The organism is Ruegeria sp. AB9 (genome assembly GCF_056542585.1).
In genome coordinates this window covers 587329-601240 of record NZ_JBQGAA010000001.1, presented here as the reverse complement: position 1 = coordinate 601240, position 13912 = coordinate 587329, and the positions used below count along the sequence as shown (strand labels likewise).

Annotated in this window: 11 protein-coding genes; 8 read left to right on the top strand and 3 right to left on the bottom strand. The window is 58.2% G+C overall.

Annotated elements, in window-relative coordinates:
• Positions 1 to 28: 28 nt before the first annotated feature.
• Complete coding sequence (locus ACR0K5_RS03045; protein WP_480628260.1) at positions 29 to 1804, bottom strand: sensor domain-containing diguanylate cyclase; 1776 nt, start codon at positions 1802 to 1804, stop codon at positions 29 to 31.
• A 179-nt stretch (positions 1805 to 1983) separates the two neighbouring features.
• Here ACR0K5_RS03045 and ACR0K5_RS03040 point away from each other — a divergent pair, with 179 nt between their 5' ends.
• A complete protein-coding gene (locus ACR0K5_RS03040; RefSeq protein WP_480628259.1) occupies positions 1984 to 4389 on the top strand; it encodes an ATP-dependent helicase in 2406 nt (801 codons plus the stop codon).
• Positions 4390 to 4393: 4 nt separating this feature from the next.
• On the opposite strand, the gene ACR0K5_RS03035 is transcribed toward ACR0K5_RS03040, so the two are convergent.
• A complete protein-coding gene (locus ACR0K5_RS03035; RefSeq protein ID WP_480628258.1) occupies positions 4394 to 4684 on the bottom strand; it encodes a DUF1330 domain-containing protein in 291 nt (96 codons plus the stop codon).
• Between the two features lie 370 nt (positions 4685 to 5054).
• Positions 5055 to 5279 (bottom strand): DUF1127 domain-containing protein, encoded by a 225-nt coding sequence (locus ACR0K5_RS03030; RefSeq protein ID WP_480628257.1) that lies wholly within the window; start codon positions 5277 to 5279, stop codon positions 5055 to 5057.
• Between the two features lie 979 nt (positions 5280 to 6258).
• On the opposite strand from ACR0K5_RS03030, the gene mraZ reads away from it, so the two are divergent.
• From mraZ to mraY, 7 genes are read left to right on the top strand one after another with little or no spacing between them, the layout of a single operon-like run.
• On the top strand, positions 6259 to 6726 hold the full coding sequence (gene mraZ, locus ACR0K5_RS03025) for a division/cell wall cluster transcriptional repressor MraZ (RefSeq protein WP_480628256.1): 468 nt from the start codon (positions 6259 to 6261) through the stop codon (positions 6724 to 6726).
• 4 nt (positions 6727 to 6730) lie between these two features.
• The gene (rsmH, locus tag ACR0K5_RS03020) at positions 6731 to 7723 is read left to right on the top strand and encodes a 16S rRNA (cytosine(1402)-N(4))-methyltransferase RsmH (RefSeq protein WP_480628255.1); all 993 of its coding nucleotides are present in this window, start codon (positions 6731 to 6733) and stop codon (positions 7721 to 7723) included.
• Positions 7720 to 8088 carry a cell division protein FtsL gene (gene ftsL, locus ACR0K5_RS03015; protein WP_480628254.1) on the top strand — a complete coding sequence of 123 codons (369 nt, stop codon included), beginning with the start codon at positions 7720 to 7722 and terminating at the stop codon, positions 8086 to 8088. The genes rsmH and ftsL overlap by 4 nt, the downstream gene beginning before the upstream one ends.
• A complete protein-coding gene (locus ACR0K5_RS03010; RefSeq protein WP_480628253.1) occupies positions 8085 to 9872 on the top strand; it encodes a peptidoglycan D,D-transpeptidase FtsI family protein in 1788 nt (595 codons plus the stop codon). The genes ftsL and ACR0K5_RS03010 overlap by 4 nt, the downstream gene beginning before the upstream one ends.
• A 22-nt stretch (positions 9873 to 9894) precedes the next feature.
• The gene (locus ACR0K5_RS03005) at positions 9895 to 11394 is read left to right on the top strand and encodes a UDP-N-acetylmuramoyl-L-alanyl-D-glutamate--2,6-diaminopimelate ligase (RefSeq protein WP_480628252.1); all 1500 of its coding nucleotides are present in this window, start codon (positions 9895 to 9897) and stop codon (positions 11392 to 11394) included.
• A complete protein-coding gene (locus tag ACR0K5_RS03000) occupies positions 11391 to 12785 on the top strand; it encodes a UDP-N-acetylmuramoyl-tripeptide--D-alanyl-D-alanine ligase (RefSeq protein WP_480628251.1) in 1395 nt (464 codons plus the stop codon). Before ACR0K5_RS03005 ends, ACR0K5_RS03000 begins: the two co-directional genes overlap by 4 nt.
• A gap of 36 nt (positions 12786 to 12821) precedes the next feature.
• Positions 12822 to 13904 (top strand): phospho-N-acetylmuramoyl-pentapeptide-transferase, encoded by a 1083-nt coding sequence (gene mraY / locus ACR0K5_RS02995; RefSeq protein WP_480628250.1) that lies wholly within the window; start codon positions 12822 to 12824, stop codon positions 13902 to 13904.
• Positions 13905 to 13912 lie beyond the last annotated feature (8 nt).

The window sequence follows — 13912 nt, the reverse complement described above, 5'->3', positions numbered from 1 at the left end:
CGACCTGTCGCCCGATTCGGCAAGGCTTTTACGCAGCGTCTGTCGATGGTTGCCGGTTTTCAGGCGGCGTGCGTTTGGTCTGTTTCCCGGTTCCACTAGCAACCTGCACCTGATTGCGCCCTTTGTCCTTGGCGACATAAAGCGCGTCGTCGGCCGCGCGCATCAGGTCTTGTGGCATGGTGCCGTGGACCGGATAGTGTGCGACCCCAACCGATATCGTAATGCGGGGCAGAGCCTTTTCACCATACCGTACGGTCACAGCCTCAACCGCCTGACGCAGCTGTTCGGCGCGGGTCATGGCATCTTCGGGGCTGTTGTCGGGCAGGATCAGCATGAACTCTTCTCCTCCGACGCGGCAGGCGATTTCATCCCGGTCGCATCCTTGCTCCAACGCGGCGCCGACCGCGCGCAAAACCATATCGCCCGCATCATGGCCGTGAGTATCGTTGAACTTCTTGAAGTGATCCACGTCCACCGCAATCAAGCTCAGCGCGGCGCCCGTCTGCTGACTGCGGCTGATCGACTTGCGCAGCGTCTCGGTCATATGGCGGCGATTGAACAGCCCGGTCAGCGGGTCGCGCACCGATTGGTCTTGAAGCTGATCCCGCATGCGGACATTGGCGATCGCCATGCTGATCTGTTCGGCACACAGTTGAGCCAACTTGCGGCTCTTGTTGAAGCAATCTTCACGCCGCTCAAGTGCCCGCAGATGCAATAGGCCAACGGTTTCCCCATGCGCCAGAATGGGAAAGCAGAAATAAGGCCGCCCGTCATGCGGTTCGGCATGTTCGCAAACAAAATCGATCTCGGACGCGCCGAACTCATAAGTCCGGCCCCGCCGCAAACCCCAGCACCCTTCTGGGTGGATGTGAGCCTTATGCACGCCGCCGTTCCAGCTGGCGCAGCCATCCAACACGTCGCGTGAATTCGAGTAGACATACACGCTGCCTTCAGCTTCGGGCAGGATATGGGTCATGAACCGAGATACCATTTCGAACAGTTCGTCCAGAGACCGGCTGGATTGCAGCCATTCGTTCAGTTCACCCAGCAGGCGGACCTCCCGGGCAAGGCGTAGCTGTTCGTCCATCAGCTCACGTTCTTTTTCAGCACGTTTGCGCAGATCGCGAACTTGACGGCGATTGGTGCGGTGGACAATCAGAATGACCGTCGTCAGCGCCAGCAAGGCGACCCCGCTGAGCAGCGCCAGAGACAGGCGAACGCGGGTGATGAACAGGTTCCGCAGGTCCGTAATGTCCGAATAGAACTCGATTGCCCCCAGAAATGTGGCATCCCTGATGATGGGTGTATAAACCTCGGCCACATGGCGGCTGCTCAGACCTGTAGCCTCCGGATTATCTGCGCCAAAGGAATCAACTTCGGCAATCGGCTTCTCCTCATGTTTGTAGTAGAGACCGCCGGCGGAGACGATAGACTGGAAATAGGGCTTCGTGTTGACGGTTCCAATGTCGCGTGAGCGGGTTGACCAGAATACTTGCCCCGAAGCATCAAACAGTTTGAAACGATAAATGTCCGTGGTTTCGGGCAGTAATTCCAGAAATTCCTGGTCGTGCTCGGTCAATGTGTGAAAACGGAAAGTTTTGCCCAGATCGTTCAGGTGGCTTTCGACCTGACGGCTCATCTGCATCGCGTTTTTCCGCAGGTCAGATTCCAACATGCGGTCAACCACTGGCGCAGGGGCGGCATAAATCCCCCATCCCGCTGCTGCCGTCAGCGCGACCAGCATCAGGGTCACGCCCATCATTTTCAGCCTTGAGGACTGATTTGTCGGTTTCGCCTGTTCCATTTTCCCGCTCCCACAACACTCGGCCAAACATCCGGGCCAAGGTTTGACAGAGAGTTAACAGGTGCGCTGGGCAGCGGTGTCTTTGTTTAGAATTGAAGGCAAAAAGACGTACAAAAACCTTGTGAACAAGCCGTGAACAAACCCTTTCCCTTCGCGCTTTTCCAGCGTAGTTTGGCGCCATGAGCAGTTTTGACGAAAACGACGCCTTCGAAGGCGCATCCCTGTCTGCGCGCGCAATGGCTCGGTTTTCAGAACCGAAAGGCGAGTACAAGAAGGGTCTTAACTCGGCACAAGGAGATGCGGTCGAAAAAATCGACGGTCCCCTTTTGGTATTGGCTGGTGCGGGTACAGGAAAAACAAGGACGTTGATGGCACGTGTTGCGCATTTGATAGAGCGACACGGGGTCAGGGCGAACGAAATTCTAGCAGTGACCTTCACCAACAAGGCCGCGAAAGAGATGCAAATCCGTTTGGAGAATACCCCATATTCGGTCCAAGAACCTGTGCGCTGGCTTGGCACCTTTCATTCAATTAGCGCTAAATTGCTTAGACGTCATGCGGAGTTGGTCGATCTTAAGTCAAACTTCACAATCTTGGATACGGACGACCAACTGCGGCTGATAAAGCAGTTGCTGAAAGTGAATAATATTGATGAGAAGCGTTGGCCGCCGCGGCACTTGCTGGGGATCATCGACGATTGGAAAAATCGCGCCCTTACGCCGGACAAGGTGCCGACCGCCGATGCCGGAGCCTATAATAACAAGGGCATAGAACTGTACGCCCAGTACCAGACCCGCCTGCGCGAGTTGAATGCGGTGGATTTCGGCGACCTGCTTTTGCACATGGTCACCATCTTCCAGACCCATCAGGATGTTCTGGAGCAATACCAGCGCTGGTTCCGTTATATTCTCGTAGACGAGTATCAGGACACCAATGTTGCCCAATACCTGTGGCTGCGTTTACTGGCCAAGGGGCACAAGAACATTTGTTGCGTCGGCGACGACGATCAGTCGATTTATGGCTGGCGTGGGGCCGAGGTGGGCAATATCCTGCGGTTCGAAAAGGATTTTCCCGGCGCGCATGTGGTGCGGCTGGAACAGAACTACCGCTCAACCCCGCATATTCTGGCCGCTGCATCGAACGTCATTCGGGGCAATGAAAACCGTTTGGGCAAAGAACTTTGGACCGATGTCGAAGAAGGCCACAAGGTCAATCTGATCGGTCATTGGGATGGCGAAGAAGAGGCCCGCTGGATCGGCGAAGAAATCGACGCTATGCAGGGCGGGACACGTGGCATCCGCCCTGTGAACCTTGATGAGATGGCTATCCTTGTGCGCGCCTCGCACCAGATGCGCGCCTTTGAGGATCGGTTCCTGACCATCGGTCTACCCTACAAGGTGATAGGCGGCCCGCGATTCTATGAGCGGATGGAGATTCGCGATGCCATGGCCTATTTCCGGCTTGTGGTCAGCCCCGAGGATGATCTGGCCTTTGAGCGAATCGTGAACACGCCAAAACGTGGCCTTGGCGACAAGGCGCAACAGACGATTCAGATGACGGCGCGCGAGAACGGGGTGTCTTTGGTCGATGGCGCGCGGATCGCGGTCGACAACGGGTTGATCAAGGGCAAGGGCGGCAAAGCGCTGCGCGAATTAATTGACGGTTTGGCGCGGTGGAATGCGATGACACGTGGGCCTCGGATCGAGGTGGACGACGATTCGGTAATTGATGACGGGACTTCTCCCATGCGGTTCGGCGCGCCCGAACATACGCATATCGAACTGGCGCAGATTATCCTCGACGAGTCCGGCTATACGGCCCATTGGCAGAACGACAAGACGCCCGAAGCACCGGGACGTCTGGAAAACCTCAAGGAGCTTGTCAATCAGCTGGACAATTTCGAGAACCTGCAAGGGTTCCTGGAACATGTCAGTCTGGTCATGGATAACGAGCAGGACGGTGATGGTGCCAAGGTCTCGATCATGACCCTGCACGCGGCCAAAGGCCTTGAGTTTCCCGTCGTCTTCCTGCCGGGGTGGGAGGATGGTTTGTTCCCCTCGCAACGGTCAATGGACGAATCCGGCCTCAAAGGCCTCGAGGAAGAGCGCCGTCTGGCCTATGTCGGCATTACGCGCGCCGAGGAAGTTTGCACTATTTCCTTTGCCGCTAACCGGCGGGTGTTCGGGCAATGGCAGAACTCCATGCCTTCACGCTTCATTGACGAATTGCCGGAAGAACATGTCGAGGTATTGACGCCCCCGGGGCTCTATGGTGGCGGTCAGCAAACGGCGGGCATTGAAACACGTGCAGCCGAAGCGAATGTCTACAACTCTCCCGGCTGGAGGCGGTTGCAGGCGCGGCAGGGGCAATATGGCATGTCGCAACCGAAAGAAAGCAGAAACACGGTGATCGACGCCACGGCCTTGGCCAGTTTCACGCTGGGCGAGCGGGTGTTTCACCAGAAATTCGGCTATGGCGCAGTGATCGGCATCGAAGGCGACAAGGTCGAGGTCGATTTTGACAAGGCGGGCACCAAGAAGGTCGTCTCACGTTTCCTGACCAACAAGGATGACGTCCCGTTCTGAGGCGTCATATCCCGTCGACCAGAACCAGATTGGTGGCAGCTGTGGCCTGTCGGATTTTCGCCAATTCGATGTAGTCGGGGTCGTCTTTCCAGGCTTTTGCTGCCGCAAGGTCCGGAAACTCCATCAACACAATTCCGCCTTCGGGCCATTTGCCTTCGATTCGTTCGACCGATTTGGACGAGATCGTCAACAAGCGACCTCCGTGGCGGTCGAAGATCGGCATGAACCCCGCCAGATAGTCCTGATACCCCTCCGGGTCGTGGATATCGATCTGCGCGATAAAATAGGCGGCCATGGCATCCTCCGGATCAAAAATCAGGACGCCATCCTACACCAGTGTCTGAAAAACAAAAACGGCGGTTCCCAGGGAGGAGGAAGGGGAACCGCCGTTCTTTTCTACATCAGGACAGGGAGGAGGAAGCCCCAATGTATGCGAACCCGGGTTTGAGCCCGGTATAAGGAAGACGCGGCGACGTCAGGGAGGAGGAAGGCGTCGCCGCGCGCTTTCAACATCAAGGCAGGGAGGAGGAGAGCCTCGATGTATCAGTCTCCGGCAGGTTGAGGCCGGTATTTGGTGCGGCAACGTCAGGGAGGAGGAAAGACGTTGCCGCTGATTACAGACCCTAAGGGAGGAGGAAGGGCCTGATCTCAGTATGCGTGTTGCGCTATCGCGCGATTTGATCGTTTGCGGCCTGAATGGCAACGCGGCGGATCATAGAGCGGTGCAGGCCGAGGTCGGCCAGTTCGCGATTGGACAGAGCGGACAGTTCATTAACGGTCTGGCGATACATACGGTAGCGGGTAAAACGCGTCTTGGCGTTTTCAAACAATGCTGCGATTCCGAACGCCGGTGCGCTCTTGGGGGCTGTATGTGTGCCTGCGACTGCCATTTTCATCATCCGTATTTTCTTGCTTTGCCGATAACGCTCGGCCCTTGCTTGAGATTGAAAATAGGCAAATGCTGCAATTGCACAATAGGTCGTGTTGTCAATGCTGCTATGCAGCAAGCGCATAGATTGGTTCAGTTTTTTCCGTCGGCTCGAAATGCGCCTTGAAATATTGGGCATTACCTTGGGTCACTGTAGGCGACGGAAAGATGACCTTTTGGCAGCTTGCCTTTGAATTGAGCACGGTGGGTGGGAATTTGTTCGAAATAAAGCGTTTCTGAAAGCGTCCGCAATCGAAGGGGCATCGCGAAGAGCGGCGACTTACCAGTTTCATGGCTCGCGGAGCGCGCGATCGGCAGCCTATGGGAATCCATGGGCGGTGTTGGTTGTCGAGGGGATTTCAGGCCGGAATCGCCCAAATATCTCGAGCGATTCTGCGAGATGGCTGCCCAAGGACACGCAGTTATTCCACCCTCAACGGTGAGTTTCAAAAATTTTCGGGAATTTATGGGAAAAAACTCCAACTCCGCTTCTTCTATATGTAGCGGATACTGATTCATATTCTGCTACAAATGGTGCTGTGATGCTCCAATTTTAGTATGATGCTGTGTTTAGAGCGTGTTTCGTACGACACGCTCCGCAATTTTCCTATTGATTTCCATGAATTCCCATGGCATCCCTTATACATCCGATGAGGACGAGGCAGCAGGGGCACCAAACGACCCCGACCAAAAATAATCAGGTTTCATACAGGCATCTCGCTTTCATCAATCAAGAGATCCGGCGCGCGGGCGAGCAGACATCCCCCCAGGTGGCGCGTGCAGCTGGACATCCCGCACAGCGGGTCAATGCGGCGGGTTGATCAGTGGCAGCAGATCAACCCGCCGTTTTTCATCCGGGGGGAACGCGAATTTCAAGTGGGGCGCAAGCGAAAGGGACAGTCGTCTTGGCGCGCAGGTTCAGAGGTGAAAGCCACCATAAGGTGGACACGAAGGGCAGGGTCTCGATCCCGGCCTCTTTTCGCCGTGTGCTTGAGGCGTCCGACCCCAATTGGCAGCCTGGTGACAATCCTGAACTTGTGATCGTCTACGGTGACCACCGCCGAAAATTCCTTGAATGCTATACCATGCAGGCGATTGACGAGGTTGACGCCAAAATCGATGCCTTGCCGCGTGGGTCAATGCAGCGCCGGATGCTGCAGCGTATGTTCCATGGCCAATCCTTCCCGACCACAGTAGATGAAACCGGACGTCTGGTGCTGCCTGCCAAGTTGCGCACCAAGATCGACCTCGAAGGTGAGGCGTTCTTTATCGCCGCCGGTGACACGTTCCAGATCTGGAAGCCCGAGACCTACGAGGTTGAGGAATTGGCCAAGACTGAAGAATGGATAGATGATCTGCCGGACGACTTCGATCCGATGCAGTTTCTTGATAGCACCGGGGATGCGTAACGGCATGGCCGGCGCTGATATCCATTCCGACAAGCCCCACATTCCCGTTCTGCTGCGCCCTTTGTTGGCAACGGTGGCGCCGGTGTCCGGAATTTGGCTGGACGGTACCTTCGGCGCAGGCGGATATACGCGCGGGTTGCTGGAGGCGGGTGCTGAAAAGGTCATAGGTGTGGATCGCGACCCGCTGGCCTTTGAAATGGCGGCAGATTGGGCGGCTGAATACGGTGATCAGCTGGTGATGCAGCCCGGCGTGTTCTCGCGTATGGACGAATACGCGCAGGATCTGGATGGCGTTGTGCTGGACCTTGGGGTCTCTTCCATGCAGTTGGATCTGGCGGAGCGTGGGTTTTCCTTCATGAAGGACGGCCCGCTGGATATGCGCATGAGTCAGGACGGTGAAAGCGCTGCCGATCTGGTCAACACGGCCTCCGAAGCTCAACTGGCAGATATCCTGTTCCACTACGGTGAAGAACGCGCCAGCCGCCGGATTGCCAAGGCGATTGTCAAAGCGCGCACGGACGCACCGATCACAACGACTCTGCGTCTGGCTGAGATCATCGAATCCTGCCTGCCGCGCCCGAAACCGGGCCAATCTCACCCGGCGACGCGCAGCTTCCAAGGTCTGCGGATCGCGGTAAACGCGGAATATGAAGAGCTGTTTCATGGGCTGATGGCCGCTGAACGCGCATTGAAGCCTGGCGGGCAATTGGCCGTAGTCACTTTCCATTCCATAGAAGACCGGATGGTCAAACGGTTCTTCCAGTCGCGCGCAGGCAAGACGGGGCGTGCGAACCGCTATGCGCCGGAAATTGAGCAGGACCAGCCGCAATTCACGTTGAAGACCCGTAAGGCGGTGGGACCTGACGAACAGGAATTGCAGGAAAACCCGCGCGCGCGTTCGGCCAAGCTGCGCGTCGCAATACGAACCGATGCTCCGGCGGGGGAAATTGAATCCCGGGCCATCGGGATGCCGCAACTGGGGGGAAGGGCAAGATGAAGAGTGTCTTGTATGTGTTGACTGCTCTGTCCGTGTTCGGGCTGGCATTGTGGGCCTATCAGGAAAACTACCGTACCCAGCAGGTGGTTAAGGAAACACAGTCCTTGCAGCGTGAGATCGGAATGGCACAGGTGCGGTTGGCCGTCCTGAATGCCGAATGGGCCTATCTGAACCGCCCGGATCGGCTGCGCGAACTGGCAGACCTGAATTTTGAACGCCTTGGCCTGCTGCCATTGCGGGCCGAACAGTTCGGACGAGCCGATCAGATCGCCTATGCCGAAGACCCGGACCTGCCCATCGTGGACCCGATTGAATTGCAGGCCATCACCGACATTCAGGCTTTGGGCGAGGTGCAGATCCCATGACACGTACCCCTCTGCGCCCGCTGGCCCGTATCCTTGATGCCCGCGCTCGGGGCGAAAACCCCAAGGCAATCGAGCGTGAGAACATCCGCAAGCGCCATGAAGATATGAAAGACCGCGCCCGCGCCCGCGCCGAAGGGCGTCTGCTGGTGCTTGGCCTGTTCTTCTTCTGCGCGTTTTCCGTCGTTGGTGTCCGCATGGGAATGCTGGCGACGTCTGAGGCGCAAGAACCTCTGGCCAGCGCGCCGGGGGCGGCGATTGCAATGCAGCGCGCGAACATCGTCGACCGTGAAGGGCGCATTCTGGCGACCAACTTGGATACATATTCCGTTTACGCGCAGCCACCTCTGATGATTGACCCGGTTGCTGCGGCGGACAAACTGGTAGCGATCTTTCCCGATCTGGAGAAAGAGCGTCTGGTCAAGGATTTTACCGGCAAACGCAAGTTCCTGTGGATCAAGAAACGCATCTCGCCCGAGCAGAAGCAGGCCGTGCACGATATCGGTGATCCGGGTATCCTGTTTGGCCCGCGCGAAATGCGGCTTTACCCGAATGGCCGACTGGCTGCGCATATTCTGGGTGGGTCCGGTTTTGGCCGCGAAGGCGTCAGCGCCGCCGAAGTGATTGGCGTGGCCGGCGTGGAAAAGCAGTTTGACGATTATCTGCGCGACCCGGCCAACGGCAACAAACCGCTGCAACTGTCGTTGGACCTGACAATTCAGGCCGCGGTTGAGCAGGTGCTTTATGGCGGCATGAAAATCATGAACGCCAAGGGCGCCTCGGCGGTTCTGATGAACGCGCATACGGGTGAGGTTGTTTCCGCCGCCTCGCTTCCGTCTTTTGACCCGAATGACCGCCCGCGCCCGCCGACCTCGGGCTTTGATCCCTCGGACAGCCCGCTGTTCAACCGCTATGTGCAGGGCGTTTACGAATTGGGATCGGTGTTCAAGATTTTCACCGCTGCGCAGGCTGTCGAGCTTGGGTTGGTGAATTCGAATACCATCATCGATACATCTGGCCCGATGAAGATCGGTCGGTTCCCAATCGGTGAATTCAACGGCAAGAACTACGGCAAGATCAGCGTGGCGGATGTGATCGTCCACAGCTCGAACCGTGGTACAGGGCGTTTGGCGTTGCAAATCGGTTCAAACCGACAGCAGGATTTTCTGAACGCGCTTGGTATGTTCGACCCGACCCCGTTCGAGATTGTAGAGGCCAAGGGTGGTGCACCGCTAAAGCCCAAGAAATGGGGTGAGCTCAGCACTGTGACGATTTCCTATGGTCATGGTTTGTCGACCAGCCCGATGCATCTGGCCGCCGGATATGCGGCGATTGCCAATGGCGGGCATTATGTCAGCCCGACCATCCTGCGTAAGAATGGCCCTCAATATGGCCCTCGTATCATGTCGCAGGGTACCGCGCGTCAGGCACAGAAAATGCTGCGCAAAGTTGTGACGGATGGCACAGCAAGCTTTGCCGAGGTCAAAGGCTATGACGTGGCGGGCAAAACCGGCACGGCGGACAAGCCCAAACCACGCGGCGGCTATTATGACGACAAGGTCATTGCCACCTTCGCGACGATCTTCCCGGCCTACGATCCGCAATACGTTCTGATCGTCACGCTGGATGAACCCTCGATCGTGGCCTATGGCGAAAAACGCCGCACGGCAGGTTGGACCGCGGTGCCTGTAGCCGCCGAACTCATCGGTCGCATCGCGCCACTTTTGGGGTTACGTCCCCGGCTTGAGCCTGAGGCGGGCGCTGCTATAACGCTGACCTCAAACTAGGCTGTCCAGCAAGAGGTGGGTCATGGGCACAAGGACAAAGAATCTCAGCCAACTGGCCCTGACCGCGAGAGTGGGCGCAAACCCCGATATCACCGGTCTGGCCGTGGACAGCCGTGAGGTGAAAGGCGGCTTCCTGTTTGCGGCCCTGCCTGGTTCCCGCGTTCATGGCGGAGAGTTTATCCAGTTTGCCCTGCGCATGGGGGCCGCTGCGATCCTGACAGATGCCGAAGGGGCAGAGATTGCCGAGGCAGAGCTTGCAACCTCGGACGCAGCGCTGGTTGTGGTCGAAGATCCGCGTCAGGCGCTTGCCGGTGCGGCGGCACTTTGGTTCGGCGCGCAGCCGAATACCATCGTCGCGGTCACCGGCACAAACGGCAAAACGTCTGTTTCCACCTTTGTGCGTCAGATCTGGACCGAACTTGGTCACGCCGCTGTCAACCTCGGCACCACCGGGGTCGAGGGTGCCTGGACCGCGCCGCTGGCCCATACCACGCCTGAGCCGATTACCTTGCATCGCTGTCTGGCCGAGGCGGCCGAGAACGGCGTGACGCATGCCGCGATGGAGGCTTCGTCTCATGGCCTCGAACAGCGCCGCCTCGATGGTGTGCATCTGACAGCTGCCGGGTTCTCGAATTTCACGCAGGACCATCTGGACTACCACGAAACCTTCGAAGCTTATTTTACAGCAAAAGCTGGTCTGTTCGACCGTGTCCTGCCGCAGGATGGAACGTCTGTCGTCAACCTGAGCGACCCTAAAGGGGCTCAGGTCAGGCGGATCGCCGAGGAGCGGGGCCAGTCTTTGCTGACGGTCGGCTTGGGCGATGCCGATCTGTGCCTGATCAACCAGCGCTTTGATGCCACCGGGCAGGACCTGCGCTTTGCGTGGCAGGGCCGAACCTTCCAGACCCGTCTGAATCTGATTGGTGGATTTCAGGCTGAAAACATCCTGCTGGCCTGTGGGCTGGTGATCGCCGCAGGCGACGGCCCCGAGCAGGTCTTTGAAACCCTGCCGCACCTGACGACGGTTCGGGGGCGGATGCAACTGGCTGCAACCCGCGACAATGGTGCGACAGTGTTTGTGGATTACGCTCACACGCCTGACGCCGTGGCCACGGCCCTCAAGGCGCTGCGCCCGCACGTGATGGGCCGTCTGATTGCCATTGTTGGTGCAGGCGGGGATCGCGATGCCACCAAACGCCCCCTGATGGGCAAGGCGGCAGCCGACCATGCAGATGTGGTCTTTGTCACTGATGACAACCCACGCAGCGAAGACCCCGCGACCATCCGCGCAGCCGTCATGGCAGGCGCTGTGGAGGCCGCGGGCGAAACCAGCGTGACCGAAGTCGGTGACCGTGCCGAGGCCATCCTGCGCGGCATCGATGCGTTGCAACCCGGCGATGCATTGCTGATCGCAGGAAAGGGTCATGAATCCGGTCAGATCGTGGGGGATCAGGTTCTGCCATTCGACGATGTGGAGCAGGCCAGTATTTCCGTGGCCGCGCTGGACGGGAGGGTCGCATGACGCTCTGGACAGCTTCCGAGGCCGCTGAGGCGACCGGCGGGCAGGCAACGACCGATTGGATCGCAAATGGCGTGTCCATCGACACCCGCACCCTTCAGCCTGGCGATTTGTTCGTGGCGCTGAAAGCCGCGCGGGACGGACATGATTTCGTGGCGCAGGCGTTAAAAAAAGGGGCCGGGGCAGCGCTGGTATCCCGCATTCCTGAAGACGTACCCGAAGGCGCACCATTGCTGATCGTCGACGACGTGCAGGCGGGCCTTGAAGCGTTAGGGCAGGCAGCACGGGCACGAACTGATGCGCGCATCGTGGGCGTGACGGGTAGCGTGGGCAAGACTTCGACCAAGGAAATGCTGGCGACGATCCTTGAAACACAAGGTAAGACCCACGCCAGCGTGGCCAGCTATAATAACCATTGGGGTGTTCCACTGACATTGGCACGGATGCCGCGCAACACCGAGTTTGCGGTGATCGAAATCGGCATGAACCACCCGGGCGAAATTGCTCCGCTCGCCAAACAAGCCCGCCCGCATGTGGCGCTGGTTACGACCGTGGCGGCAGTGCATCTGGAAGCCTTCGAGTCGGTGGCAGGCATCGCCCATGAAAAAGCGGCGATCTTTGAGGGGCTCGAAACCGGCGGGGCCGCGATCGTCAATGCAGATATCGACCACGCGGACATCCTGCGCCAAACGGCGTTCGAGCGGGGGGCAGCGATTGTCGATTTCGGCCGCAACGCAGCGGATTACCGGCTGATCGATATTCAAGCCGCGGCCGACACTGTGAAAGCCGAAGCAAAGATCGGTGCTCAAGTGATCCGGTTTGAGGTGAACTCTGCCGGTACGCATTTCGCCACGAACGCTCTTGGCGCTTTGGCGGCCTGCGTCGAATTGGGCGTCGATCTGGATCAGGCCATTCCGACGCTGCGCGCGTGGTCTCCGGTTAAAGGGCGCGGGGTGCGCGAGAGCTTACCACTGTCAGGGGGCGGGCAGATCGAACTGCTGGATGACAGCTATAACGCCAACCCAACCTCGATGGAGGCAGCGCTGGACGTATTGGCCACCTCTGACGGTACTCGTCGCATAGCGTTTCTGGGTGACATGAAAGAACTGGGCACTCAGGAAAAGGCGATGCACGCCGCCCTGGCAGACATCAAAGTGATGACGCAGGTGGATCAGGTCCATTGCATCGGGCCGTTGATGCAGGCGATGCACCAGGCATTGCCCGAAGAGAAGCGCGGTCTCTGGTTTGCAACCAGCGCCGAAATGGCCGAGCAGCTGCCCGCATTGATCCGGGATGGGGACACTGTGCTCGCCAAAGGTTCGCTCAGCATGGCATTGGCCGCGATTGTTGACGGTCTGCGCAAAATGGGGCAAGGGGGCGCGCTTGATGGGTGATCAAGCCCGCGCGCCTCGTTTGAGAAAGGTATTGGCATGCTGTACTGGTTGACCGCTCTGTCGGACGGGGGGGATTTCTGGAACCTCTTCCGGTATATCACCTTCCGTGCAGGCGGTGCCTTCATGACCGCGCTGATCTTTGGTTTCATCTTCGGAAAACCCCTGATCAATGTGCTTCGCAGAAAGCAGGGCAAGGGTCAGCCAATTCGTGATGACGGCCCTGAGGGGCATTTTTCCAAGGCAGGTACGCCGACCATGGGCGGGCTGCTGATTGTCGGAGCCCTTGTGACCTCGACCCTTGTCTGGGCGCGGTTGGACAATCCCTATGTCTGGATGGTTCTGTTCGTGACTTTGTCTTATGCAGCGATTGGATTTGCGGACGACTACGCCAAGGTCTCAAAACAGAACACTCAAGGGGTTTCAGGCAGGATGCGTCTCGCTTTGGGTGTGATTATTGCCGTACTGGCCTCGCTCTGGGCCACGTTGCACCACCCCGATGCGCTGCAAAACCAACTGGCCGTGCCGGTCTTCAAGGACACGCTGGTCAATCTGGGCATCTTCTACATTCCGTTTTCGATTGTCGTGATCGTTGGGGCTGCTAATGCGGTCAACCTGACCGACGGTCTGGACGGGCTGGCCATCATGCCCGCGATGATTGCGGCCTCGACGCTCGGCATCATCGCCTATGCGGTGGGTCGGGTCGACTTTACCGAATATCTCGACGTGCATTACGTCCCCGGTACGGGGGAGATATTCATCTTCACCTCTGCGCTTTTCGGAGCAGGCCTTGGGTTCCTCTGGTACAACGCCCCTCCGGCGGCTGTGTTCATGGGTGACACCGGATCGCTGGCCCTCGGCGGTGCGCTGGGCGCCATTGCCGTGGCCACCAAGCACGAGCTGGTTCTGGCCGTGGTCGGCGGCCTGTTCGTGGTCGAGGCGCTGAGCGTGATCATTCAGGTCCTCTATTTCAAACGCACGGGCAAACGGGTCTTCCTGATGGCCCCGATCCATCACCACTATGAGAAAAAAGGCTGGGCCGAGCCGACCATCGTGATCCGCTTCTGGATCATCTCGCTGATCCTGGCGATGATCGGTCTGGCGACGCTGAAAGTAAGGTAAAAAAGGAA

What these genes read in the sequence shown, in the direction of transcription:
- ACR0K5_RS03045 (WP_480628260.1), bottom strand. Translation starts at nt 1,804, where the DNA reads ATGGAACAGGCGAAACCGACAAATCAGTCCTCAAGGCTGAAAATGATG.
- ACR0K5_RS03040 (WP_480628259.1), top strand. Translation starts at nt 1,984, where the DNA reads ATGAGCAGTTTTGACGAAAACGACGCCTTCGAAGGCGCATCCCTGTCT.
- ACR0K5_RS03035 (WP_480628258.1), bottom strand. Translation starts at nt 4,684, where the DNA reads ATGGCCGCCTATTTTATCGCGCAGATCGATATCCACGACCCGGAGGGG.
- ACR0K5_RS03030 (WP_480628257.1), bottom strand. Translation starts at nt 5,279, where the DNA reads ATGGCAGTCGCAGGCACACATACAGCCCCCAAGAGCGCACCGGCGTTC.
- rsmH (WP_480628255.1), top strand. Translation starts at nt 6,731, where the DNA reads ATGGCCGGCGCTGATATCCATTCCGACAAGCCCCACATTCCCGTTCTG.
- ftsL (WP_480628254.1), top strand. Translation starts at nt 7,720, where the DNA reads ATGAAGAGTGTCTTGTATGTGTTGACTGCTCTGTCCGTGTTCGGGCTG.
- ACR0K5_RS03010 (WP_480628253.1), top strand. Translation starts at nt 8,085, where the DNA reads ATGACACGTACCCCTCTGCGCCCGCTGGCCCGTATCCTTGATGCCCGC.
- ACR0K5_RS03005 (WP_480628252.1), top strand. Translation starts at nt 9,895, where the DNA reads ATGGGCACAAGGACAAAGAATCTCAGCCAACTGGCCCTGACCGCGAGA.
- ACR0K5_RS03000 (WP_480628251.1), top strand. Translation starts at nt 11,391, where the DNA reads ATGACGCTCTGGACAGCTTCCGAGGCCGCTGAGGCGACCGGCGGGCAG.
- mraY (WP_480628250.1), top strand. Translation starts at nt 12,822, where the DNA reads ATGCTGTACTGGTTGACCGCTCTGTCGGACGGGGGGGATTTCTGGAAC.